The sequence below is a fragment of the Runella salmonicolor genome, assembly GCF_024158025.1.
GTDB classification, from domain to species: domain Bacteria; phylum Bacteroidota; class Bacteroidia; order Cytophagales; family Spirosomataceae; genus Runella; species Runella salmonicolor.
In genome coordinates this window covers 222,947-249,388 of the sequence record NZ_JAMZEL010000004.1, presented here as the reverse complement: position 1 = coordinate 249,388, position 26,442 = coordinate 222,947, and the positions used below count along the sequence as shown (strand labels likewise).

Here is a 26,442-nt window from a genome sequence, read left to right as displayed (position 1 = left end):
TTAATAATTGACAGGAAAAGTACTGTATTCAGACGATAAATCCCCTTTTACGTTACATTTTCTGGTTTATTTTTGCTCTTGTTGGATATAGTTTTCAACTCGTAAAGCTACATTTTCCCGGATACTTTGCCAAAAAAGGTTTATGTCGGCCGAATGCCAAACTTTATTCCGTATCAAAGACCTCCCTTTTACGTAGGGTTTATTAATCCACAAGAGCCCTTGGTGAACCTGCGCATCAGCCAATTGTGGCACAAACGTAAACTTTAGGCCCACACCACCTTTGTTCAGGCTTTGAGAAGCATATTCTTCGGTTAAACGCCACGTCAGCGGATTGGTGCAAGCCGCAGTAGAAAAGTGATTGGGAACGTACTTGTCGGGAAAAAAGCCGCGCAAATACGTGTGCCACGAGGCAAAACCACCTACTTCTTCGGGAGTCTTTGCTGGTTTAATGGTTTTAAATTCATCGGGCTGGGCAGGCACCCCCGTGATGTCTCCTACCAAATAGGCAAACACCAGTTTTTGTCGGAGCGGTTTTTCATCAAAAAAATCCTTCAGCAAGCGTTTGGCATGGGCCGTTCCTTGGCTGTGCGAAGCAATGACGATGGGACGGCCCTGATGAAAATTTTGTAAATAATACTCAAACGCCGCTTTCACATCAGCGTACGCCAAGTCCATTGCTTTTTGTTTTTCCAGTTGGTTTTGCGTCACAAAGCTGTAGTAATGCGCCTGACGATAACGGGGCGCGTACACTTTGCAAGAACCATTGAAGACCGAAGCCTGATTGAGAATGGTGGAGTTGTCCACCTTTTGATTCAACGCCGCATCATTTACATCGGCATTCCACTCAAAAGCGCCGATGGTTGGTTGCTGCGTATAGATTGTAGGGTGAATAAAAAAAACATCTGCTTTGGCCACCGCCTGCCCATCTTTCAGGCCTGACTTCAGAGGCACACTATCGGCGGCATCTTTTACCGTGGGCAGTGCCGCCCAGTAGAGTGATTTGGCATAATCGGGAGCGGCGGGAGCATTCTCTAAAATGTATTGACTTTGTAACGTCACTGATTTTGAACACCCGGTTACAATCACTAAAAGGACTGAAAAAAGTACCGATGGAAGAGATTTTAGTTGGTTCATTATTGTACTTTTCTAACAATTATGCGTGCATAACAATTTTTTTTATGAATATAGGAAGAAAAAATTGTAACCTATTTTCAAAAGAACGAATATTACACAAAATTACGAATGAGTTACACCCAAAAACAACTTTAAACCTATGGATAAAATTTTAAGAAATGCCATACTCTATTCAATGGCATGGTTAATGAGCGCAGGCATAGTGTTGGCTCAAACAAAAGTCGCCGGAAATGTAACGGATGCAACAACGCGTGATGGATTGGTGGGAGTGAGCATTCAAGTGAAAGGAAAAGTGGTGGGAACCATTTCGGACGCAAAAGGTAATTTTTCATTGACTACCAATACCCCCGCACCTTTTATTTTGGTCGTCACCTCTGTTGGGTTTGAAACCCAAGAAGTACAGATTAACGGCGATCGCACGGATCTCAAAATTGTCCTCAAAGAGCAGGCATTGATTGGTCAGGAAGTAGTTGTATCGGCTTCTCGGGTTGAGGAAAGCGTTTTGAAATCGCCCGTGAGTATTGAGAAAATGGACATTCGTAACGTCCGTGAAACCCCAGCAGCTAACTTTTATGATGCTATTCGTAACCTAAAAGGGGTAGAAGTGAGCACTCAATCGTTGATGTTTAGTTCTGTCAATACGCGTGGATTTTCAGGAAATGGCAATACACGTGTGGTACAAATGATTGACGGAATAGACAATCAGGCTCCGGGGCTCAACTTTGCCGTAGGCAACATAGTTGGAATTTCCGAACTTGATTTAGAAAGTGTTGAGCTTCTTCCTGGATCTGCTTCTGCTTTGTATGGCCCCAATGCCATCAATGGATTGTTATTGATGAACAGTAAAAATCCATTTCTTTATCAAGGAGTAAGTGCTTACACAAAATTGGGCTTGATGAGCGCCGATAATCGCTCCACCAAAACTACGCCTTTTTATGATGTAGCTTTTCGGTATGCCAAAGCCTTCAATAATAAATTCGCCTTCAAACTCAATGTTGGCTACATCACTGCTCAAGATTGGCAAGTGAATGATTATCGCGACCAAAGTTTTCGAGGAACTACCCCTGATAACGGAACTCGCAGTAATCCTGGGTATGACGGCATAAACGTTTATGGAGATGAGAATTCGAGCGGGGCTGGCTTAGCGAGCTTGCGTGGCACATTCGGCCAGTTACTTGGGGTACCACTTGCTCAATTAAACGCTATCAGCGCTCCATTGGCTCAACTGGTTGGCGGTATTAATCAGTTTTCTACTGCTACGGGTATTCCAAGCACGCAGTTGATAAACGATATTTTGCTTCCTAATGTAGCCGTATCGCGTACAGGCTACAATGAGTTTGATTTAGTGAACTATACCACAAAAAGTTTGAAATTAAATGGTGCATTACACTATCGTATTAACGATAAAGTAGAAGCCATCGTTCAGGCCAACTGGGGAGCGGGGTCAACAGTATATACTTCTTCAGACCGTTATCAGCTCAAGAATTTTACCATGGGATTGTATAAAGCCGAATTGAGAGGCTCTAATTTCTTTGTTCGCGGCTACATGACCGCCGAAAACTCGGGAGATACCTATGCCGCTGGTTTGCTCGGCACCTACATCAATGAAGCGTGGAAACCAAGTGTACCACCGGCGTCAGCGGGTTTGGCCGGCTTGGCGCAAGGGTGGTATCCACAATATGCCCTTACGTATGCTGGTGGTGCATTCCAAACTTTTGTACCTGCTTTTCAGGCAGCATTGAGGGCTGGACAAACCCCACAAGCTGCCTATGCTACTGCCTTAGGCACAGTTAATTCAAACGCTGGCGCCTTGCATACCGCAGCTCGCGGCGTGGCAGACCAAGGCCGTGTTCTGCCGGGAGATCCGCGCTTCGACCAAATTGCGGCTCAGGTAAAAGCCAATGCCATTCCAAGCGGAGCCTTATTTGTAGATCGTACCCGGTTGTACCACGCCGAAGCCATGTATAATTTCAATGAAGTAATTGATCCTAAAGTAGTTGAAATTATTGTAGGGGGAAATTACCGAAAATATGCATTGAATTCTAATGGTACACTATTTTTGAAAAAATCAGATGGGAGCGAGTTCAGCATTAACGAATTTGGAGGGTATACTCAAGTGAGTAAAAATTTCAATGATGTATTTAAGTTGACGGGTTCTGTTCGTTATGATAAAAACGAAAACTTTGCTGGCCAATGGAGTCCGCGTATCTCGGCGGTTTACACTGTCAATAAAAACCACAACATCCGGGCTTCTTACCAAACAGGTTTCCGAATTCCGACCAACCAAAACCAATACATCAATCTTAATACGCCCGTATCTTTATTGATTGGTGGGTTGCCTGCGCTCTGGGACAACTATAAACTTCGGGAGGGCGGTGGCTCTGTCAACATTGCTACTGGTCAGGCATGGAGTTTCCCAGAATTCAAACCTGAACGCGCTTTGAGTTTTGAAGTGGGATACAAAGGAATGATTGCCAAAAAATTGTTGGTAGATGTTTATTATTACAACACTACGATGAAAAATTACATTGGTGGGGTACTACTCAGAAATGCGGCTATTCCGCAAGTAATATCAATGTCAACAAATTATAACGGAGATATTAAGACGCAAGGTTTCGGTTTAGGCTTTGATTATTTATTACCCAAAAACTTTACTTTAGGCTTTAACCTATCTAATAACACCCTTGATGCCGGCGGAGTAAAGATGTTTAGTGGCGAGAAAAATCGCAACGTGCTTGATGACGGTTTTCAAGTGGGATACAACACCCCAAAATATCGTCACAATATAACTTTTGGAAATCGTAATTTAGGCAACTCAGGTTGGGGCTTCAATGTGGTGTGGCGCCATCAGGCGGCATTTGATTGGTTAGATCTTCTCCAACCCGCCTTGGCCAGACTGCCTCAGAACAACAATCAACTTACCATACCCGCTTTTGGTACTTTAGACGCCCAAGTGAGTAAGAAAATTTCTGGTATTAAATCTATCCTCAAACTTGGCGGCACTAATCTCTTGGGAACCCAATACCGCACAGGCTGGGGAAATCCGGTTGTTGGTTCGATGTACTATGTTTCACTTACTTTTGATGAATTATTAAATAAGTAGCGCTTTAAACAACGCTTTTATTTTAGAACAAAAAAGGCTCCGCACGGAGCCTTTTTTGTTCTAAAATAAACTAAAAATCAGTTGCCCCCACCAGTGCCTTTGGTTCCGATTGTTGTCACCGCTGGCGGAATAGATAGCGCTGTGCCGTTGCCAGCTTGATCGGCTCCGATGTCCAGTTTTGCTCCTCTCACACCACCATCGTAGTCTTTTTCTACCAAAGTTCCCAATGCTTTTCCAGTACCAATACAAGGGCTACCCGCAGTGAGGTGGTATTGACCGTTGAGTTTTGGGTCAGCGTTGGTGCTGCTTGCATCTAATTTAGATTGGGTTTTCCAGTTTGCAAAACCCTCAAATTCAGTATAATCATCATCAGATTTATCAATTCTGAAAGCGAGCGTTCCGGGTTTGAAATAAACGTTATTACTCAATTCATTGGTCCCTTGAGGAATGCCCCGCAAGCGGGCAATATAGCCTTTGGCGGCGGCGGTTTGTACAAAAATATTATTAGAAATTTTAAGGTCTTTGCAATTCGGGTATTGATCGCCTTTGGGTGTACCATAAATCTCACCTCGGGCAATCATCAACGCCGCGCTCGCTTCCTGCGCTACGTTGATGAGCGTATTGTTATATACTTGTGCGTTCAAAGCTGCGTACAATCCAATCCCTTCCCATTTAGTATTGACCACAATATTGTTGCGAATAATGATGTTGATGCTTTCAAAATATGTGGGGTTAGAGGTTGTATTAAACCACTCTGCATCAGTATCCAAGTAGCCCGCTACCAATCCACCCTCGCCGCAATTCATGATGAGATTTTGCTCAAAAATGCAATCTTTTGCCCCTCCTTTTGCATACAGCGCGTTGGTGGCAATGTCGTGAAAATAGCAATTACGAACCGTCATATTGGAGCCGTTTACGTTGTCAATTCCTTCGGCATTCTGCGCCGATATGTTGGCTGGCCCCACGCCAGAGCGGTAAATTTCGCAGTTAAGCACCTGAATATTTTGGCATCCGGGCGTAATTTTGATACAATCGCGGCCTGTATCGTGGATTTTACAATTCAGAATTTTAATGTTACGTACCCCTCTCCGCTTGTCAAAAGGCACACTTCGGTCATCGTCCCAGTTGCTTTCAAATTTAATTCCGTAGTAATACCCCCCTATAATTTCTACGTTTTCAATGGTTATATTTTCACTCTCTGGTTCTCTAAACCAGAGGCAGCTAGAAATATCTTCCACCGTCATTATCGCTTTGATAACTGCCCACTCACCCGGATAGGAATGCAGATTGATATTGGAAGTTCTGAACTTTACTTCTTCGCTTAGGTGGGTACCACCGCGCAGAATGATTTCCAAACCTTTGGCGGGGTCGGCAACGTCAGCGGCTTTTTGGATGGTTTTGAAAGGCTTCCCTTCACTGCCATCATTGGAGTCGCTGCCGTTGGGTGAGACATACACCTTTCCACCGAGGGCCTGCCCGCCATTATTTCCTGGGTCGCTGCAACTTGGCGGCTCCTGTGGGCAGCCGCAGGCAGTAGGGTCAGCGTTGCATTCGTCGGTTTCAACTTCCGCTTTTTTACAACCTTCAATGATCAAAAAAAGGGAAATGAGGGCAAAGAATAGTAGCTTTTTCGCGTCCATATCAGATAAAATCTTATTGTTTTTGGCGATTAAGGGTAACGGTAACTTTTTTATCAAAACGTGGGTCTGAACTACTCCAAAACGAAGATTTATCGGGTCGACGATAACTGAAATTCAGCGTCAGGGTCATCGAATCATTGAGCCAATTGTTGGGACGGGAATCATTGATATAAAAGTTATTAATTGGCAACATCTTCGTCTCATCCGTAATAAAATCAAGGGTAAACAAATGATAATCGTCCTTATTCACACCTCCCCATAACTCATAACTTTCCTTCCCTAACTTGCTCTCAACCAACGCAACACCGTCAAAATTGCGGTTGGCCGAAGAACCTCGCCGACGGCGACTTTTTCGGCCAGCCTTCTCCCATCGTTCTTCATCGGTGGTTGGAACGAAAATTTCTAGTGCAAGCTTTTTAGCTACCCCGTCGGGATCAGTAAAGCGGCCCTGCCATTTACCAACCAACAGCGGCGCATCTGCATCGCGGCTATACGCCCACGGACGCTGATACAGGTCCCAATAATAACTACCGTAATATTTTATGGTCGTAAATAGCACTCCTACGAGAATTAGACCGACCACAAGAACCAAACAGCCCTGCGTTTTTTTCATTTTTAGAAGCAATACTTTTCGCCTAATATCGGCATTTTTCCATTTTTTTAGTGAACACAAACATTTCTATATTGGAAAATCAGTACCTGCAAAGGACCCACTGTATTCATTTTCTTTTCATATACCACCTCACCAAACTATAATCGGTATTTCCCACAAATGGACTGCCATTAACTACCCAGATAATCTCATTATCGCTAAGTATTTCCAAGTGTCCTGTCAGTTGGTCTCCATAAACTTCGGCAATGTCTTTATTGTCATTGTAGAGCGTTAATTCGCCCGTTCCAGCGGCGGCATTTTTTACTTTGTAAGACCATCGGCCTTGCTTTTCGCAGGTTTGTTGGAAGCAGCCATCCATTGAGCCATCGGTATAAAATTTATACCCTAAGTAGCCATCTTTAATAGTAAGGGTGATTTTATCACTTGCTGATTCAGAGTAGGTTTTGTACACATCCCAACGGCCTCCAACCAGCAGTTTAACATATTCGGGCTCGGGTTCTTCTTTTTTGTCACCGCAACCCGCTCCCGAGTTGAGGATGAAAACGCTGATTAAAACAACGTACGCGATTAGTTTTTTCATGGTTGTTATTGATTAAGGTTTTATTTGTCCCATCCTTCTCTTTCTACCCTTTCTGCTTCTCTCACAAGCTTCATCGCCTCTCCTTCTAACTCTTCCTTTCTTTGGAAAGCCTCTCCCAAACGCGGCCGCAATTCCCGCAGCCTACGTTCTGGAAGTGTATTCAAATAATAACGGACTGGGTTAAAAACGCCGTTTTCGTGACGAACATAGTTGAAAATAAGCTCCGGTACCTGCTGCGTCAGATTCCAAATCAACCTTTCATGTGGAAATTGGGAATAGGGATAACCAAATTGGTTTGGGTCAGCATGAAGTATCAGAAATCCTTCGTCGTGACTACACATCCCCGTGAGTTGTGCCTCGGTGTGGTCTCTGCGTAGCGCTGGCCTGCCTTTTGCCGACATGTATATGTTGGTCAATAAAACTGCCGCAAACTCACCAAAAGTATGGTAATAAAAATTCGGGGGAACAAACAATGCCATATCTTGCTTTGTGCCATGATGCATAAAATAAGCATGAATAAGTTCGTGTAATATTATTTCATCAGGCATAAAACCTGGATTTTTGTGAGCTGTTCCCTTCACATATTCTACTGAAACAGGGATTTCTATGGCATTGCCCCAACTGGGATTTCGTCTATCTTCTGCACAAGCATTTCCATTGATGGGGTCGGGCGTAATAATGACTTTTTTATTGCTCATCTGGCCAATAAGGTTGATGATTCCTAGCCCCGTCCAATTCGCTTTCATAATATCTGCCAACAACGACAGCACTCGCTTTTGGAAATCTTCAAAATCGTCTACGTATTTGGTTCCCCGTGCAACGATGATATTGGGAGCATAGATAAAAGAGACCGATTTACTCATGGTCGTATTATTTTCCAGCGTTGTAAATACTCATCAACAAAGCCTTGCTGATGCGCTGCCCTGCTTTTTTGCCGATGTGCCCCTGTCCGTCGGAAGAATCAATGCCATTTACATCCGACGGGTCGGAAGCGGTGTTACGGTTTTCGGTACAAATACGCCAAACGTTATTCTGTTGACACGCGCCGTTGTTGCTTTCCAATTCCTGTAAATCAAAGATGACATCGGTATTTTTGAAGGTATCTTTCATCCATTGCCCCACCTTCATTTTGGCGGCGTTTCCCTCAAACGAAGTGGTGGAATAAACCAATGGCGGCGTGACATGAACGAAGCGGAGCGTGGGCGATTGAGCCCTGAGGGCATCTACGAAGGCTTTGTATTCAGTCTTTACTTTTTCGAAATTATCGTCCATGACGTCGGCATAACCAAACTTAAAAATCGCGATTTGAAGCAGGTCTTTATTGCGGGTTGCATTTTCCCGAAAAACCCTAATTTTTTCGGACGGGTTACCGTTGGCAATGCCGCCTACATCCACAAAGATACCTCCTCGTAGACCGCCATCGGTTTTGTCGTTGGGGCCATAATAATCAAACGGAAATCCGTTGGCTTTACAGCCTTCTTCTAAATCTTGGCCAACAGATTGATGCAGAAACAACGCATTCCAATTCTTGATGCGGTCTTTTTCGCTCGATGCAAGTTTGTCCCAGGCCTCTACTCCCGCGAGGCCCACCACACCCGGCTGGCCTTTGCCGAGGGTGCCGCCGCCTGTGTTGGAGCCATTGTTAGTATTATTTCCTGAATTATCGGGCTCTGGATCGCCTCCACCGCATTGAAAAAGGCCAATAGATAGGGAGAGCAAAAAAAGGAGAATGAGAAATCGTGACATTTTTGGTACACTGTTAAATTTTGGTCAAAAATCAGGGAAAATACCGTGAGTCAACAAGTAAAAAACGGACATTATACAAAAATCAGAATCAGCACCAGCACCACGAGTAGTACATACAAAAAGCCCTCATAGATGCTTTGTCGAGTAATACGCTTCTTCATACAAAAAAGATAGTGCCTATAATTTGATAGACGAAAGCTATACAAAACTCCCAAACAGCGATAGCACCCTTGCGTAAATGGCTACACCCAGTGAGCCAAAGGCCGAAACGCCTTAGGGAACTGGCTACATAAAACTCCTTCAGGTAACAAAAATCACCCGCGTCGTGGCAATGATGACGAAGCTCATACGCTCTGCCTAATCCTGAGCAGAATCATTCGTTTTGTTGTATTTTATCATTCAATTGTTATGTTTCAACGTCTAGCTTCGCCTTAGTTTTTTATCACTGCTTACTTTCATCAATCGCTACTTTTACTATGAAGCTGACAGATTACTTATTCAGAAAACGGTTCGTTTTGCTCTTGCTTTTCGTGCTGGGCGCTCAGGCAGCATTTACGCAAACTACCTTTGTAGGCTTCAAGTCAACGGGGTGGAAATATCGAACGGCTAATCAGGAACCTGCTACGTTTGGCAACGGTACGTGGAAAACCAACGCTTATAACGATGCAGCTTGGGCGAGCGGACAGGCTACTTTGGGCTACGATGATGGCACGCCTACTCATACCATCAACACTTGGGTGTGGCCATACAGCGCAAGCCGAACGGGTAACAATAGCGCCAAAACCCACTATTTCAGGAAGACATTTAATGTAGGAAACCCTAATGATTATAGTAGTTATAAAATCAAAACTTGGTGTGACGACGGTTTGGTGGTGTACCTAAACAATAAAGAAGTATACCGCCTCAATATGCCTGCGGGTGTTGTTGACTCGCTTACTTCGGCCTCAATGGCTCCCGCCAATGATTCCATTTATGGCGAAGTCACAATCAATCTGCCAAGTGATTTACTCCCAGGGGACAACGTCATCGCCGTGGAAGTTCACCAATCAGGAGTGAGCCTTGACCGCTATTTTGACTTATCCATTGAGGGAACACTAGGTAATATACCTCTGTATCCCGAATGGCCAGTTACTTTCAAATCAACGGGTTGGAAATACCGCACTGCCAATCAAGAGCCTGCCACTTTTGGCAACGGAACTTGGAAAACCAACGCTTACAACGACGCAGCTTGGGCGAGTGGGCAGGCTACGCTGGGCTATGATGATGGCACGCCTACTCATACCATCAACACGTGGGTATGGCCATACAGCGCAAGCCGAACGGGCAACAACAGCGCAAAAACGCATTATTTCAGAAAATCATTTAACATAACCAATCCTGCCCTCTTTTCGGGTTACAAAATCAAAACTTGGTGCGATGATGGGTTGGTTGTCTATCTCAACAATAAAGAAGTCTATCGCTTAAATATGCCTGCGGGTGCCGTTGACTCGCTTACTTCGGCCTCAATGGCACCCGCCAATGATTCCATTTATGGCGAAGTCACAATCAATTTGCAAGGCGATTTGCTCCCAGGCACTAACGTCATCGCTGTGGAAGTGCACCAGTCAGGTGTGAGTCTGGATCGTTATTTTGATTTATCCATTGAGGGAATCCAGATTATCACCTGCCCCGAATGGCCCATTGCTTTCAAATCAACGGGCTGGAAATACCGCACCGCCAATCAAGAACCCGCCACTTTTGGCAACGGAACTTGGAAAACAAACGCCTACAATGACGCGGCTTGGTCGAGTGGGCAGGCTACACTGGGCTATGATGACGGCACGCCTACTCACACTATCAACACGTGGTTGTGGCCACTCAATCCGAGCCGTACTGGCAATAACAGCGCCAGAACGCACTATTTTAGAAAGTGTTTTAATGTTACCAACAAAAACCTTTATACGGGTTATCGCATCAAAACTTGGTGCGATGATGGACTGGTGGTCTATCTCAACAACAAAGAGGTATATCGACTCAACATGCCTGCTGGACCCGTTGACTCGCTTACCTCGGCTTCTACCGCCCCCGCCAATGACTCCATTTATGGTGAAACAACCATTTTCTTACCCAATGATTTATTGGATGGCCCCAACGTCATTGCCGTGGAAGTCCACCAAGCAGCCTCCAGTCTTGACCGCTATTTTGATTTATCCATTGAAGGCGTTACGACTCCCTGCGGTGTAACGTTAACAAGACAACCTTACCTGCAATTATCAACACCTACAAGCATGACCGTTAGATGGAGGACAAATGCAGCAATTATTGGACGCGTCAAATACGGAACCTCAATGGGTGGCCTCACCCAATTTGTGGACGATTCGGCCCCCACAACAGAGCACGTCATTACCCTAACGGGATTGACTCCGAATCAGTTGTACTATTACTCAGTAGGTTGTACCGATGGAACCGCTATACAGGGAGACGCCAATAATTACTTCAAAACCCCGCCAGCTGATACCGAACGTCCTTTACGCTTCTGGCTTTTTGGGGATTCTGGCAAAACCTCAACAAGTCGCCAAACACAAACCAGACAGGCATACTTGAATTACTTAGGGAATAATTACGTAGACGGGGTGTTGTTGATGGGAGACATAGCCCTCCGAGAAGATTATGCCACCGAACCCGGCGACGGCACCGATGGTATCTTACAGCAGAAGTTTTTCAACCAGATGGGCGATGTATTGAAAAAGTTTCCGAGTTGGACCACTTTTGGTAACCACGATTATCACGGTTTTCCAGACCCTAACAATCCTGGCGATTCCACCCTCGCCTTTCACTTAACGGATGCCGCTATTTTTAATTCTTTTTCATTTCCGTCGTCGGTGGCAGATGGAATCAGTTCTGATAAAAACTACTATTCTTTCGATGTCGGCAATGTTCACTTTGTACAAATCAACCCTTACTATATTCCATCGGCTACCTATGGAGGTCCATCAATCGCCACCACCGCTGATACCGTTACTGGAAATCTGATTAATTGGTTAAAAAAAGATTTAGCAGCTACTCAAAAGCTTTGGAAAATCGTATTCTTCCATATCCCGCCGTATTCAAAGGTAAAACACGATTCTGACACGGATAATATGTTAATCAATGTCCGAAGAAGTTTAGTGCCAATTCTGGAAAGGTATAAAGTAGATTTGGTTTTATCTGGCCACGCTCACGGAATGCAGCGCTCAAAGCTCATCAATGGTGTATTTGATATAGGTACACCTTCACCGTCGTCTATTATTCAGAGTCAGTCAGCGCGTTACCCTGCTTCGGCACCTTACACCAAAAATTCGGGCGGAAAGGGTACGGTATATATTGTGAATTCAGACGGCGGACAAGGGCAAAATAGTAGTGAGGAGTATGACTATACCTTACCTCCCTCTCCGCATCCTGTCATGTACTATACAACTACCGAACGCCTAGGCGGTTCGTCAGAATTACGAGTTTTCAAGAATCGAATTGACTTCGTGGGCATCAAACAAGATGGCTCAAAACCCGACTCATTTACTATCATGAAGGATGTCAATAAAAAAATAACCTATAACACTCCCACGCCTCCGCTCATTCTGACGGCCTCGTGGGAAGGGAACTATTCGTGGAAAATCCTCGGCGGCGGTAGCCTACCCAATACGACAAAAAGCATTACGGTTGCACCCTCGGCCAATGTTACCTATATCGTCAACGACGGATATAACGGAGGAAATGGGTTTTTGGCCGATACTTTTATCGTCAACGTTTGTACTCCAACAATCACGCTCACTTCAACGATTTCGACAAATACGGTTTATCGGGCTTCACAATGGATTAAGGGGTCAAATACCAACATCATTGCGCCATCGGCTACGGTAGAATACCACGCTGGCTACATTGAGTTAAAACCCTCTGGAACAGGTACTGCCTTCTTGGCTACTCCAAGCAACGGCCATTACTTCTTGGCCGTACCCGATGGTTGCGCCCCTGGTGGTGGCGGTGGCGAAAGCAACAATAACACCCAAGGGCAGGAAAGTAGCAATAAAGCCCTTTTGCCATCCTCCAGCGCGTCGTCAAAACTCCAGAAAAGAGAGCCTAAGCGCTGAAAGCAAGTACCGAATAAACATTTTCGATTTTTAAAACTCTACCTCAATGAATACTCTTTTAGTTCCCGGTTACTCCAAGAATTCATTAATACAAACAGATGAAATCATACGGTTAGAAGGTTCTGGAAATTATACCATTTTCCACATGCTTGATGGTCGTCATTTTCTTACTTCTAAAAGTCTGATTTATTACGAAGAACTACTTTCTTTCCCGTTTGTAAGAATTCATAAATCTTGTTTAATCAATATCCACCATGCATTACAGCGCCAAACCTCCGATTTTGTGCGTATGGTGGATGGCACCGAAGTACCCGTATCAAGACGGAGAAAACCCGAACTGAAAAAGTATTTGAAATGTCCCCGCAAACCAAGGTTACGCCCTATCTAAGTCTTTATTTTGCAAAAAAAGAGGTTGAATATTCAACCTCTTTTTTTGCAAAATAAAGTGCCATTATCTACCTCACCACTATTGAATTGCTAAAACGAATCTGATTTGCCAAAACAAATAATTTATTGTTAGCCAACAATTGCATTACAACTTTTTTATTATATTTTTACTTTAAATTATACCATATAAGCTTAAACTTTACCCTTACAACCAAGGCCTTACCTTTTTTAATTGCCATCCAATCTCATTCCTATTAAAAATCAGATATGAGTTGGACGAAAAACATCCCCACCCCAAAACCAAAATAACTTGCCAGTTTAGTTACTGTCATTGATTTATCTGCTCCATTACGTAGCATACCTCTGGTCATACACTTTTGGGTATATGCTGTGACTTTGAATAAAACACAGGGAGTGATTTACCTTATCCATTAAACGATTACAACTTACTTCCCAGCAGTCACCGCATTGGATACAAACACTTTACTTTTCTTAACATGAAAACTCCCCCTATTCTCTTTAAGGCATCTCTGGTGTTTTTCGTGATGTTATCGATTATTGGAAGCACCTTAGCACAAACCACTTTTGTTGCTTTTAAATCAACAGGCTGGAAATACCGTGAGGCTTTTCAGGACGCAGTAAACATCGGAAACGGTAACTGGAAAACGGAGGCTTACAATGATGCAGCTTGGAGTAGCGGCCAGGCACCTCTGGGATATGAGGATATTGTATCGACTCCACCGAAGCCTTTAATTAACACTTGGCTTCGACCTGCAGGGTCACATACTTCCTCTTCTCTACCAAGAGCCAATTATTTTCGAAAATCATTCAATGTAACCAACCCTGCCCAATTTAGCAGCTACCGCATCAAAACGTGGTGCGACGATGGGTTAGTGGTCTATGTCAACGGGATTGAAGTGTACCGACTCAATATGCCAATGACCCCGGTAGATTCGACTTTGTCAGCCTCAGCAGCCGCTCCTAATGATTCTATTTATGGTGAAATTACCATTCCAGGTCAGTTATTAACTGGCCCCAACCTTATTGCAGTAGAAGTACACCAGTCAGGGTCTAGCGTCGACCGTTACTTCGACTTATCTATCGAAGGCTTGACCACTCTCCCTGAATGGCCTATTGCTTTTAAATCACTGGATTGGAAATTTCGTGAGGCTTTTCAGGATCCAGTAAACATAGGAAATGGTAACTGGAAAACGGGCGGGTACAATGATGCGGCTTGGAGTAGCGGTCAGGCTACTTTAGGCTACGACGACGGAGCACCAACTCATACAATCACCAAGTGGCTGTGGCCGCAAGGCTCTGGCAGAACGGTCGCCAATTCTTCCAAAACACATTATTTCAGAAAGTCTTTTAACATCACGAATGCAAATCAACACACGGGTTATCGTATTAAAACATGGTGTGATGATGGGCTAGTAGCTTATGTAAATGGCAGGGAAATTTTTCGGTTAAATATGCCCTCAGGAATGGTAGATTCGTTGACTGTAGCCCCAATAGCTCCTCCCAACGACTCCATTTATAAAGATACAACAGTGTATGTGCCAAGTGATTTATTAACTGGTGCCAACGTCATTGCGGTAGAAGTCCATCCGTATAGCTCGAATGGAATGACCAGCACCAGCATAGACCGTTACTTCGACTTATCGATTGAAGGGGTAGGAGGGTGTCCTTCGGCAACGCTTGTACGCCAACCTTATTTGCAAATAGGCACGCCTACGTCGGTGATTGTGCGTTGGAAAACCAACGTAGCCACCAACAGTAAAGTAAAATACGGAACCGACCCCAATAATCTTAATCTGCAAGTAACCTTACCAGCAACCACCGTTGAGCATATTGTAACATTAGCGGGCTTATCGCCCAACACAAAGTACTATTATTCAGTGGGCTATACCTGCGGAATGACCGAAACCACCCTAGCGAGTGGCACTGACTATTATTATTACAGTATGCCCAACAACAATACCACCGATTCGTTGAGGTTATGGATTTTAGGAGATGTATGTAGCAACAACCCACTGGGCTTGCCGAGTGTGACCGACGGAACGCGCCGCCAAGTAAATGTCCGAAATGCCTACATGAACTATCTAGGAAACAAGCGTTTGCATGGCATTCTCTTTGGGGGGGACAATTCAAAATTGGAGCCTTTCGACGGGACTGACGCGGCACTTGATTATAATTTATTCCCCGTTTACCCAAATCAATTCAGGAATACCGTTTCTTGGATTTCATTAGGAAACCACGATTATGGATATAGACCCTACGCTGATTCAACGATTGCTGGTTATAATGCCTTCTCCTACCCAACGTTGGCAGAAGCTGGCGGGGTGCCCTCCTCAAGCAAAGGCTATTATTCCTTCGATTTGGGCGATGTACATGTTATCATGCTAAATCCTTATCACCCAGATGCTTTTCTTACCCGAGGGGCCATCCCTGGCTGTACGGGCGGTGGTTGGCTTTGTCTCACCAGTTACCCTATGTCGATGTTCTTGTTGAAGTTTGATGATCCCGCTAATCGCTTAAATATTTTCAATCAACTTCAGCAGGTCAAATGGTTGAAGGCAGATTTAGCCGCCACAACCAAAAAATGGAAAATCGTATTATTTCATACGCCGCCTTATACCAAAGGAACCCATGATTCTGACGCGCCTTCCACTGCGTGGGATAAACCCGAAGGTGAATTAAAGATAATGCGCGAACTGTTGGTACCTGTTTTAGAACAGTATAAAGTAGATTTAATTGTGACCTCCCATACGCACGCTTATGATCGTTCTTTCTTGATGCAGGGCGTAACGGGCACACCTACACAAGCGCAATTTAGGACAAACCCTAACCAACTACTACAAAATTGGTCAGGCACCTACGGCCCATCCTCAAAGCCATACATCAAAAATAGCCCCTACAACGGTGCTGTTCACGTAGTTACGGGCAATGCGGGCAGGGGTGCTACCCCAGGAGCGGGCGACGGCAAAGAATTAAACGTTGCTTCTCGGCCCCACCCCGTCATGTTTTACAGCGATAGTACGGATGCGCTCCTCTCTACAGGAGGCAGCGTAGAGCTTGTCATCAATCAAAATCGTCTGGATGTTAGGTACTTAAAACTCGTTGATGATAACAGTCTAAGTTCTACTCCTCCGTACACCATCAAAGACCAGTTTACCATCATGAAGGATGTCAACAAAAAAACCACTTACAACAACCCTACTTTACCCCTTAACTTGACGGCCTCGTGGGAAGGAAACTACTCGTGGAAAATCCTCGGCGGCGGCAGTCTGCCAAATACCACAAAAGGGATTACGGTATCGCCCGTGGCCAACACCACCTACATCGTCAACGATGGCTACAACGGCGGGAATGGGTTTTTGGCCGATACTTTCATTGTGGTTGTGAACGCCTGCCCTCCAACCCTCACCCTCAACACCACCATTCCAACAAGTACGGTCTATCAGGCGTCGCAGTGGATTAAGGGTACCAATACCAATACCATTGCGCCGTCGGCTACGGTAGAGTACCGGGCAGGCTATATTGAATTAGCACCATCCGGAAACGGTACCGCCTTCTTGGCTACACCAAGCAGCGGCCATTACTTTTTGGCCGTACCAGTGGGCTGCAATCCCGGCGGGGGAGGAAGCGGAGACCAACCTAGTAGTTCACCAGCCCAAAAAGTTTCTGAAGGCATCGTACCTCAGAATACAAATACCATCAAAAAGAAAAAATAGAGCCTCAAAAAATTTAGTGCAAATGCGCTTCTATCAATTTTTGCGCGATGGCCTCCCACGTGTAGCGACGTCGGAGGTCATTATCAAAAATAAAATCTTTCTTTTGGGCAATCAATTGTTGAAGTAATAATTCAGAATCGGAAGAATAATAACTTTCCAATACATAACCGAGTCGATTCTCGGCTACAAATCGGGCTACTTTAATCTCGGCATTGATGATAACGGGCGTTTGCGATTGCACCGCGTCATAAATTTTATTGGGACTGGCGTTGAGGTTATTGTCGTTGATGGGCTCGTAAACCGACAAAATATAATCACATTCCGATGCAAGTCGCATGGTTTCCTGCTGGGTTTTTACGCCCCAAAAGGTCACTTGTGGGTGTTGACTCAGCAGCCGTGTAGGCTCGTCATAGACCCAACCAATCATCCAAACTTTTACCTTGGGCGAGCATTTCAACAATTCTGCCAAGAGCCCCGTACCTCGCGTGACGCCCAACGAACCGCTGTATAAAATCAGCAACTCGTCGGCCGCCGCTGCCTTGGATTGAACGTCATAAAAAGCGTAAGGGTAATTTTCTACAACGACGGTTTTTTGCTGAAATTCATTCGGAACGAGGGTTTTACGATTATCGTCGGTCACAATGATGTTTTTGGGCAATCGGTACAAAAGGGATTGCAGCGAGTGTACAATGGGGCTGGCAGAGCGCAGAAAAATAGAATCAAAAATATCGGCCACAACCCGCCGCCGACTCCAAATCAAAAACGGGAAAAATATCAACAACAACTGCTCATTGATGACGTGAATACTGCGAAATGACTGGCTAAAATAGAGTTTGACAAACGCAAAAAAATACCGAACGAGCGTTCCAAGAGATTTATGATGGCCTTGAATTAGGCAAAATTCTGCACAATAAGGCTTGACAAACACTTGCGAATCATCACGGCCAATGCCCAAATAAACCACATCAAAATGAGCAGCTAAGGTCTTAATTTCTTTATTGATACGCGTATCAGAACCATCATTGATACAAATATAAAGCAGCTTCGGTAAAGACATATTCTGTGGTACGGGCCTCCTGCCCGTCATAATTTAATCAATTTTATGTTTTTATTGGGTGGGCAGACGTATTATTGTTCATACGGGCAGACGCAAACGGAACGCCGCTGCGGGCCTGCCCCTACTCGGGAATCTCCATGCGAATCCGCCATTCTTTGGGCAAATAGTTATTGATGCGGTTGCCAAGCCCCTTGACCCAGCCCAATCCTAACCCCTGATGCGTAACCAACAGCCAACCTTTGGGCGCATCAAAAAGCAAATTCTCTTTTTTCAAAAACTGCAATGCTTCGCCCTCCGAAAGCTCCAGGCGTGGCAGCTGAGCTGAAAGCGCCGTACTCAATGCCAAGGCGTGAGAAGGAATGAAATCAGTGCCTTTAAAAGACCCCATTTCGAGCCCCAAGCCTTTGGCAAACAATAAATTATCCAACACAATCAAATCATTTTTTTGGCTTTCCAACAAAGCTACCACTTCACCGTTGGGCTTCTCATAAAAACTAAAATCGTCGGGTTCTTGCAGCCATCGGCTTATTTCATTTAGCTGTTTTTTGTGCAACGGCTTGAACGAACGCGGCCGTCCGCCCTTTTCCATATTATAATAAAACGAATCCAGTTGTGCGGTTTTTCGAAACGCCGCCAGAAAAAAACCCTCGCCTTTTACCCTGTGGGGGTAACATTGATACCCCAATTTTTTTGGTATAATGCCCCAGTCGGCGGGCCATTGCAGCTTTACTTCTTCAAACTGATGGGTATCTACCACAAACGCGCTGCTGTCTTGATTTTCGGCATCGTTGTAAGTACAAGTACAATAAATCAAAACACCGCCCGCGCTCAACAACGGCATGGCCGCACTCAAAATCCGTTTTTGTCGACCCGCGCATATCTGCACATTTTCCATCGACCATTCGCCAACGGCAGCGGGGTCTTTTCGAAACAGTCCCTCACCAGAACACGGTGCATCTATCAAAATTACGTCAAAAAAACCTGCTAGTTTTTCTAAATCTTCAGGGTCATGGTTGCTTACGTGGACGTTGGGGAAGCCCCATTTTTGCACATTTTCTTTCAGAATCATCACCCGACTACGAATGACTTCATTGGCCAATAAAAGGCTATCCGACGATAATTTTGACGCCAAAAGCGTTGTTTTCCCTCCCGGTGCCGCACACAAATCAAGCACTCGTAACGACTCCGAAAGATCGACGGTCTGTGCCAAAGCCTCACCAATCAGCATCGAAGACGCTTCTTGTACATAATACGCCCCCGCGTGGAAAAGCGGGTCAAGCGTAAACACGGGCCGCGACGGCAGATAACGCGCCTCCGAACACCATTTTACGGTATCTTCCGTTGGAAAATTAGGGAATTTGGCGGAATTATACCGAATACTGACGGGAGGTGATTGCTGCAAAGCCGCCTCAAAATCAGCGTATTCATCGCCCAATTGGGCTTTTAGTTCTTGTATAAACGGTTGGGGAAATTGTATCATGGAATTACTTTCAGAAAAGCACTACATCAAATAAAACACCAGCGTGAGGCACAGGCGTCCGACGGTTTGAACGGGGGCCGCATCGGCGTACCGACCTAGCCCGTCAGACGCTTACACAGTCAGCCAGTTGATGGCTACAAAGATGCGTAGATTTCCGTCAACTCTTTCGCTATTTTCTCGGCCGCAAACTCCTTTACGTGTTTTTGCCCTTCTGTTATCAGTGATTTTCGCAATGTTTCGTCTTGCCAAAGTAGGGTCAACGTTTGGGCCAAAGCGTTCACTTCATTTGGGTCAACGTACAGGCCGCCTTTGCCGCCAGCTTCTTCCAAACACGAGCCAGTTGATGCTACCACTGGCACACCGCTGTGCAAGGCTTCAACAATGGGAATGCCAAATCCTTCAAAAAACGAAGGGTAAGCAAATACCCGAGCCGAGTGGTATAACGCGGGCAAATCGGCAAAGGGAACATTGTTTAAAATTTTGACTTTTGTAACCAACTGATGTTGCGCAATGTACGCTTCGATTGCTTGCTGATAGCTTGTTTTTCCACCAATCAGCACCAGTTCAGCGTCTGGCAATTGCGCCGCATGAAACGCCTTGACCAAATGAAGCTGATTTTTGCGCGCTTCGATGGTGCCCACACTCAAAACATAGGGTTTGCCAATGTTGTATTTCTGAAGGAGAGGCGATACTTCCCAAGGCTGGGTGCTCCCGACTGGGCGTCCGCGTTTTAAAACTTGGGAAGTCTGATGAAATGCCTCGTGACAATCCTGATACACCACTTTTATCTTATTGGGTGAAGTACCGTAAAATTCAATAATATCCCGTTTGGTCTGCTCGCTAACGGCCACAACTACGTCGGCTTCGGCACAGGCATTTTTGAATTTTTGACGGTAAAAAAAACGGTCAATAGCGGGGTATAATTCAGGATAACGCAAAAAAATCAAATCATGAATCGTCACCACAGACTTAATCCCCGCCGCTGATAGTCCATGGGGGAGTTCATTGCTTAACCCATGAAACACCTGAACGCCCTCTTGCACCAAGTTTTTTTTGATGCCATAACTCCGCCACCACGCACCGTACAATTTGTTTTTAAAGTCAGGAAGTCGAATAGATTGTTCGGAAAACTCATCAAAAAACCCCGCCTTGAGTTGTGGTGTGTAGGCTAAATACTGATGTTGGGGCGCAAAATGTTGCAACGCGTTGAGCACAAAACGGCTGTAATTCCCCAATCCAGTACGGTTATTAAAAGCCCTTTTGGCGTCAAATCCAATGCGCATCACGCTAAATTGTCTGGTTTATGAACGTGTTTTACTTCCTGAATATCAATCCATTCGTCGCAGTGAGGGCACTTAATAAACTTCCGTCCTTTATCCCGACGAATTTGCTCCATAAAGCCCGATGCGATAATACCCGTAGGAAGCGCAAACAATGCTATTCCCAAAATTAGAACGATTCCCCCGAAGAATTTGCCCGCCGCTGTGACAGGATACATATCGCCGTAGCCAGTCGTGGTCATCGTAATCACCCCCCACCAAAGCGTCGCGGGGATACTCTTGAATCGTTCAGGTTGGATATTGTGTTCTAAATAATACATCACGCTCGACGAAATCAGCAACGTAAAGATAATAAACGAAAAACAGATGAGCAGTTCTTCTTTGGTTTCCAGAAGGACGCCCCGAATCATTTTGAGGGCGTGCGAATACCGCGTAACCCGAAACAATCTGAATAAACGAAATACCCGTAGAATACGAATAATGCCAAAATCGGAGGTAAGCAACGTGAAATAGAAGGGAAAAATCCCTAAGAAATCAACGATGGCCCAGAAGGAAAAAATATACCGTAATCGCCCTTTCCAACCATTTCCATAACGCGGATTCTCGACACAAGACCATATCCTGAGAAAATACTCAATGGTGAAAATGATGACCGAAAAAATCTCAAAATCTTGAAAAAAGCGCTCATAATGCTGGTTGTGTCTGATTTCAGGAACGGTATGAAGAATAATAGCGACGGAATTAAGGAAAATAATGGACACCAACGCGATATTGATGTACAGGCTCAGCCCTCTCCGCCCGATGGCCGAAAACTCTAGCGTGTTATAGACTCGTTGGCGTAGGGTCACGATTGGTACGATTTAAGATAATACGATTTGGCAACGACTTGGCGAATGGTTGACCGCTTCTTTTCTACTTCCGCTCAAACACTTTCTCGCCAGCTACGTAGGTTTTCAGCACTTTTACTTCGCGGAGTTCATTGGCGGGAGCTGTCATCAAATCTTTTTCCAAAAGGATAAAATCGGCGGCTTTGCCCGCTTCGATGCTGCCCAAACGGCCTTCTTCAAAGTTGCCGTAAGCGGCCCAGATCGTCATACCGCGTATGGTTTGCTCGCGGCTGAGCGCGCCTTCCATTTGATAACCACCCTCAGGAAATCCTTTGGCGTCTTGCCGGTACACGGCCGAATGAAACGTATAAAACGGCGAAACGGCCTCCACCGGAAAATCCGTTCCAAACGTTACCTTCCCATTTTGTTGAAATAACGCCTGAAACGCGTAGCCATTTTTTGCGCGCTCTTTTCCCAAACGCTCAACCGCCCAATACATGTCAGAAGTAGCGTGCGTGGGTTGCACGGAGGGCAGAATGTTAAACTTCCCGAAAGTAGACACATCGGCCGCATCCACGATTTGGGCGTGCTCTATGCGCCAACGACGGTTGTTTTTTTCTTTCAGGTATTTGGCGTACAGATTGAGCATCAAGCGGTTGGCTGAGTCGCCAATGCAGTGCGTATTGGCCTGAAACTCACTGTTGGCGATTTGCTCAATCCATTTTTCAAGTTCAGCAGGACTGTAAAGCAAAAAGCCAGTCGTTTCGGGCGCATCACTGTACGGTTTGAGCAAGCAAGCCCCGCGCGAACCCAGCGCCCCATCGGCATAGATTTTAAAAGAACGAACATTGAGGCGGTCGGTGACGTACACTCCTTTTTTGAGCATTTTGTCAATATTTTCTTGGCCCACCCTCACCATCGGGTACAAACGGATTTTGAGCGTACCTGCTTTTTGCAAACTGTCTATGTGGTCAATCAAATCAGTTTCCACACCCGCATCACCCACGTTGGTAAGACCATATTGGAAGCACACTTGCTGAGCCTTGAGCAGTCTTGAAGTGATTTCTTGATTTGTTGGCGTTGGATTAAGGGTTTTTACCAATTGCTGTGCCCGATCTATCAGCACGCCCGTCGGTTGTCCATTTTTGAGAACGACCAAACCACCCTCCACTTTGGTATCAGCCGTAATTTTGGCCAACTGTAGCGCTTTGGAGTTAATCCAGCCTGCATGGCCATCAATGCGTGCGAGATACACCGGTTGGTCAGGAAAGGCTTTGTCCAAAATATCTTTTGTCGGAAATTCTTTGACAGGCCAGTCGTTTTGGTCCCAACCTCGACCGATAATCCAAACGGCCTCAGGATGTTCGGATTGGTACTTTTTCAGGCGTTCGACGATTTCTTCTGGCGACTTTGTATCTACCAGATCGGCTTGGTCGAGCATCTGACCCAAGCCGTAGAAGTGCGCGTGTGCATCGTACAATCCAGGATATACGGCCTTGCCTTCGGCATTGAGCACAGAGTCGGATTTGTACGCACCAAACACCGAAGCTGAGTCGCCAACAAGCACAAATTTTCCTTCTTTAATGGCAAACGCGGAGGCTTTGCTGAAGGTAGAATCAACGGTGTAAACGGCCGCATTATAGACAATTAGGTCTGCTTTCTCTTGGCTTGAGCATGACGCTAAAAAGGCGGCGAATAGCGCGTAAAAGTAGTTTTTCATCGTGTCGGGTTTAATTGATGCTTAAAGCTACGTTATAAAAAGTTATTTTTGAAACGTCAAACGCGTTTTGTCGCCCTGTTGGGGCCTATATTCCCGTTAATAGATGCTAAACGACATGACAAAATAAAGCTAACCTGTTTCGTTTTTGCTTGTATGACACGATTTTTGCTACTGCTGTTTATTCTTTTTGCGCCAACTTTTGCTTCCTTTTCTCAAGAACTTTTGACCCTTGAAAACGCCATTTCTGTGGCGTTGGAAAAAAACTACGCCATCAAAATAGCCCGCAGCCGCGAAGCCATTGCCCACAACGACAACACGCGCGGCAATGCTGGTATGCTGCCCGTCGTGACGGGCTCAACGCAAGCCAACTTCAATAACAACAGCGTTAACCAAACGTTTTTTCCACTAGGGACCACCACCCGCGAGCCCCTCATCCAAAGAGGTGTGCAGAACCGCAACTCCAACTCGGGTATCAACTTGGTGTGGACGGTTTTTGACGGAATGGGCATGTTTGCCACCGCTGAGCGACTACGTGAAATTGAACAATTTGGCAAAACCACCGTAAAAATCAACATTGAAAATACCGTAGCGCAGGTAGCAGCGGCTTACTATGACATCATTCGCCAAAAACAGCGCCTAGAAGCACTCAAAGACGCGTTGGATATTTCGAGTACCCGCCGCGAATTGGCCAAAGCCAATTACGAAGTGGGCGCCACTTCGAAGTCGGAGTATTTGGCCGCGCAGGTAGACTACAACGGCGACCAAGCCGCTTTGGTGGCGCAGGAGCAATTTTTACAAAACACCAAAGTAACCCTGAATGCACTCTTAATGAGGGATTTAAACCTTGACTTTAACACTCCTGACACCATTACCTTTCGGAAAGATTTGGATTTGGTGCAATTGCAGCAAAGTTTAAAAAGCCAAAATCCGAATTTACTGGCCGCCAATCAAAACCGTAAAATTGCCTCAGTAACGGAGCGTGAAATAAAAGCAGCCCGCCTGCCACAAGTGGATTTGTTAGGAAGTTATACCTACAATACCCTTAACAACGAGGTAGGTTTTGGCGTAAAAACCAGCCGAACCGGCTCTCTCAACTACGGCGCTCGCCTCGTTATTCCGATTTATGACGGCTACAACCAACGCCGTCGTGAAGCGAACGCCAAAATCGGAACGATGATTGCGGAATATCAGGAGTCTGACCTAATGGTGCAGTTGCTTTCGGCCCTTGAACGCACCTATAATACGTACCGAAACAGCATTGCTCTTTTTAGTTTTGAAGAGCAAAACCTTAAAATTGCCCGCCAAAACGTAGATTTGGCGTTTGAGCGCTATAAGTTCGGAAACTCAACGGCCATCGAATTTCGGGAAGCACAACGCAACGCTGTAGCCACCGAATCGCGCCTGATTGAAGCGGCCTACAACGTCAAAGTAACCGAGATTGAACTGCTTCGCCTGAGTAGTTCGATTATCAGTGACGTTAAATAAAAAAATAAATGACCATTAAGGGCTTTGGCTTACCTTTGTTAAAAACGCTTGGTATTTAATAAAGGTTGTTTTATGGAGCCATTTTGGAACAAAACCCTCACGCGCGACGCCCTCCTTACGGTCTTTACCAGCGCTATTTTAGCCTTGAGCTGTTTCTATGGCCCAACGATTCATCTCCCGTTTTTAGTCGGGGTGCTGTCGGGCATAAGTCTGGGGGTACTTCAACCGCGTAAGGGCTGGATTCTCGCCATGGAGCAGGTGATGCTCGTCATAGGCTTTTATTTTCTTATCAACAACCTTCGGCTACTTCCGCCTTTTGACGCCGACGCTACGCAGTTCACGGCTTTTCTGCAGTTCTTACCCGTTTTTGCGGGTAGTTATTTAGGCGGTTTTCTCAAGCGAGCTTTTTAAATTTTGGAATACTGCTCGCATTTCACCAGAGAACGTCAACTGATGCGGCCTAGCTCAATTGCCTTCGCCGCCGTATTGCTCAAAGAATGAACCCCCATAATTAGCCCCGCAAAGCGTTCATCTTTGCTAAACCCCTGCTTCCAACGCGCATAAATCTGCTGAATCACCACGGTATTTTTAAACAACCCAAAGACGTAGTAATACAAAATATTGGAAACATCGCGACCGCTTTGTTGGGCATAGCGTTCCGCAAACTCTTGACGAGTAAAGTTGCCCGGAAGCCACGTCAGATTGAAGCTTTTTTCAAACGCTCCATCCGTGGCCTCTGACCAATATGAGAGCGAAGTGCCTACGTCCATCAGCGGGTCGCCGACGGTGGTCATTTCCCAATCTAACACAGCTAGGATGTCGGTCAAATCGTTGGCATTAAGCACTACGTTGTCGTATTTATAATCGTTGTGAATGAGCGTAGGCGTGTTTTCAGCGGGAAGGTTTTGCACCAGCCATTGATAGACTTGCTCAAAGACCGGCACTTCGTCGGTTTGGGCATGTTGGTAGCGTTTGTACCAACCTTCCACCTGACGCTGCACATAGCCTTCGGGTTTGCCTAAATTAATCAATCCTGTGGTCTGAATATTAATGGAATGCAGCGCCACCATATTGTCTACCAAAGCCGCCGACAGCCGTCGGAATGTATCGGGGTCAATGCCCATTTTGGGAGCAGAATGGGCGCGTAAAATCACTCCCTGCACCCGTTCCATGACATAAAACGGACAATCTAGCACACTTTCATCCTCACAATAGGCAATCGGGACGGGGATTTTGGCGTATTCTGCCGCTTTCAGGAGCGACAAAACCCGAAACTCGCGCCCCATGTCGTGTGCCCCTTTGATGTGTTTAGCCCCAAACGGCGGCCGACGTAGGACATATTCTTTCCCCTTATTGGTTTTCAAAAAATACGTTAAATTGGAATAACCGCCTGGAAATTGGTTAACATCCGTAATCACGCCCAAATCAGGCACTTGCTCTGCAAAATACGCATTCAGTTTGGTTATATCCAATTGTTCGCCTTCACGCACCGCTACGGGTACATCGGTTTTGGGGGTAGACATCAGGTCGGGTTTAGGTAATTTTCATGAATC

At 45.5% G+C, this 26,442-nt stretch carries 18 protein-coding genes; 6 read left to right on the top strand and 12 right to left on the bottom strand.

What is annotated here, in order from left to right:
* Window positions 1-66: 66 nt before the first annotated feature.
* Window positions 67-1,059 carry a DUF3089 domain-containing protein gene (locus NCI00_RS12455; RefSeq protein WP_253527976.1) on the bottom strand — a complete coding sequence of 331 codons (993 nt, stop codon included), beginning with the start codon at window positions 1,057-1,059 and terminating at the stop codon, window positions 67-69.
* Between the two features lie 214 nt (window positions 1,060-1,273).
* On the opposite strand from NCI00_RS12455, the gene NCI00_RS12450 reads away from it, so the two are divergent.
* A complete protein-coding gene (locus tag NCI00_RS12450; RefSeq protein WP_253527974.1) occupies window positions 1,274-4,237 on the top strand; it encodes a TonB-dependent receptor in 2,964 nt (987 codons plus the stop codon).
* Window positions 4,238-4,314: 77 nt separating this feature from the next.
* Here NCI00_RS12450 and NCI00_RS12445 read toward each other — a convergent pair whose 3' ends face one another.
* From NCI00_RS12445 to NCI00_RS12425, 5 genes are all read right to left on the bottom strand, one after another.
* Complete coding sequence (locus NCI00_RS12445; RefSeq protein ID WP_253527972.1) at window positions 4,315-5,877, bottom strand: right-handed parallel beta-helix repeat-containing protein; 1,563 nt, start codon at window positions 5,875-5,877, stop codon at window positions 4,315-4,317.
* Window positions 5,878-5,890: 13 nt separating this feature from the next.
* Window positions 5,891-6,490 carry a hypothetical protein gene (locus tag NCI00_RS12440; RefSeq protein WP_253527970.1) on the bottom strand — a complete coding sequence of 200 codons (600 nt, stop codon included), beginning with the start codon at window positions 6,488-6,490 and terminating at the stop codon, window positions 5,891-5,893.
* Window positions 6,491-6,596: 106 nt separating this feature from the next.
* Window positions 6,597-7,070, bottom strand: a complete 474-nt coding sequence (locus NCI00_RS12435) for a hypothetical protein (protein WP_253527968.1) — start codon at window positions 7,068-7,070, stop codon at window positions 6,597-6,599.
* Window positions 7,071-7,090: 20 nt separating this feature from the next.
* The gene (locus NCI00_RS12430) at window positions 7,091-7,933 is read right to left on the bottom strand and encodes a type III secretion system effector protein (protein WP_253527966.1); all 843 of its coding nucleotides are present in this window, start codon (window positions 7,931-7,933) and stop codon (window positions 7,091-7,093) included.
* Window positions 7,934-7,940: 7 nt separating this feature from the next.
* Window positions 7,941-8,816 (bottom strand): hypothetical protein, encoded by an 876-nt coding sequence (locus NCI00_RS12425; RefSeq protein ID WP_253527964.1) that lies wholly within the window; start codon window positions 8,814-8,816, stop codon window positions 7,941-7,943.
* Window positions 8,817-9,292: 476 nt separating this feature from the next.
* Here NCI00_RS12425 and NCI00_RS12420 point away from each other — a divergent pair, with 476 nt between their 5' ends.
* From NCI00_RS12420 to NCI00_RS12410, 3 genes are all read left to right on the top strand, one after another.
* A complete protein-coding gene (locus tag NCI00_RS12420) occupies window positions 9,293-12,919 on the top strand; it encodes a purple acid phosphatase family protein (RefSeq protein WP_253527962.1) in 3,627 nt (1,208 codons plus the stop codon).
* Between the two features lie 46 nt (window positions 12,920-12,965).
* Entirely contained in the window at window positions 12,966-13,307 is a 342-nt protein-coding gene (locus NCI00_RS12415; RefSeq protein ID WP_253527959.1) for a LytR/AlgR family response regulator transcription factor, read from the top strand.
* 496 nt (window positions 13,308-13,803) lie between these two features.
* Window positions 13,804-17,040 (top strand): purple acid phosphatase family protein, encoded by a 3,237-nt coding sequence (locus NCI00_RS12410; protein ID WP_253527957.1) that lies wholly within the window; start codon window positions 13,804-13,806, stop codon window positions 17,038-17,040.
* Between the two features lie 13 nt (window positions 17,041-17,053).
* Here NCI00_RS12410 and NCI00_RS12405 read toward each other — a convergent pair whose 3' ends face one another.
* The 5 genes from NCI00_RS12405 to NCI00_RS12385 form a co-directional block, all read right to left on the bottom strand.
* Complete coding sequence (locus NCI00_RS12405; RefSeq protein WP_253527955.1) at window positions 17,054-18,097, bottom strand: glycosyltransferase family protein; 1,044 nt, start codon at window positions 18,095-18,097, stop codon at window positions 17,054-17,056.
* Window positions 18,098-18,218: 121 nt separating this feature from the next.
* Window positions 18,219-19,577 carry a methyltransferase RsmF C-terminal domain-like protein gene (locus NCI00_RS12400; RefSeq protein ID WP_253527953.1) on the bottom strand — a complete coding sequence of 453 codons (1,359 nt, stop codon included), beginning with the start codon at window positions 19,575-19,577 and terminating at the stop codon, window positions 18,219-18,221.
* Between the two features lie 134 nt (window positions 19,578-19,711).
* Complete coding sequence (locus NCI00_RS12395) at window positions 19,712-20,860, bottom strand: glycosyltransferase family 4 protein (protein ID WP_253528345.1); 1,149 nt, start codon at window positions 20,858-20,860, stop codon at window positions 19,712-19,714.
* Window positions 20,860-21,705: an ion transporter gene (locus NCI00_RS12390; RefSeq protein ID WP_253527951.1), complete on the bottom strand. Its 846-nt coding sequence runs from the start codon at window positions 21,703-21,705 to the stop codon at window positions 20,860-20,862. The genes NCI00_RS12395 and NCI00_RS12390 overlap by 1 nt, the downstream gene beginning before the upstream one ends.
* A 64-nt stretch (window positions 21,706-21,769) precedes the next feature.
* Entirely contained in the window at window positions 21,770-23,404 is a 1,635-nt protein-coding gene (locus NCI00_RS12385) for an amidohydrolase (RefSeq protein WP_253527949.1), read from the bottom strand.
* 153 nt (window positions 23,405-23,557) lie between these two features.
* Between NCI00_RS12385 and NCI00_RS12380 the strand changes: the two genes are divergently transcribed.
* Window positions 23,558-24,889, top strand: coding sequence for a TolC family protein (locus tag NCI00_RS12380; RefSeq protein WP_253527947.1), 1,332 nt, complete (start codon window positions 23,558-23,560; stop codon window positions 24,887-24,889).
* Window positions 24,890-24,961: 72 nt separating this feature from the next.
* Entirely contained in the window at window positions 24,962-25,300 is a 339-nt protein-coding gene (locus NCI00_RS12375; protein ID WP_253527944.1) for a hypothetical protein, read from the top strand.
* A 35-nt stretch (window positions 25,301-25,335) separates the two neighbouring features.
* Here the strand turns inward: NCI00_RS12375 and NCI00_RS12370 are convergent, their stop codons facing one another.
* On the bottom strand, window positions 25,336-26,412 hold the full coding sequence (locus NCI00_RS12370) for a phosphotransferase family protein (RefSeq protein ID WP_253527940.1): 1,077 nt from the start codon (window positions 26,410-26,412) through the stop codon (window positions 25,336-25,338).
* Window positions 26,413-26,442 lie beyond the last annotated feature (30 nt).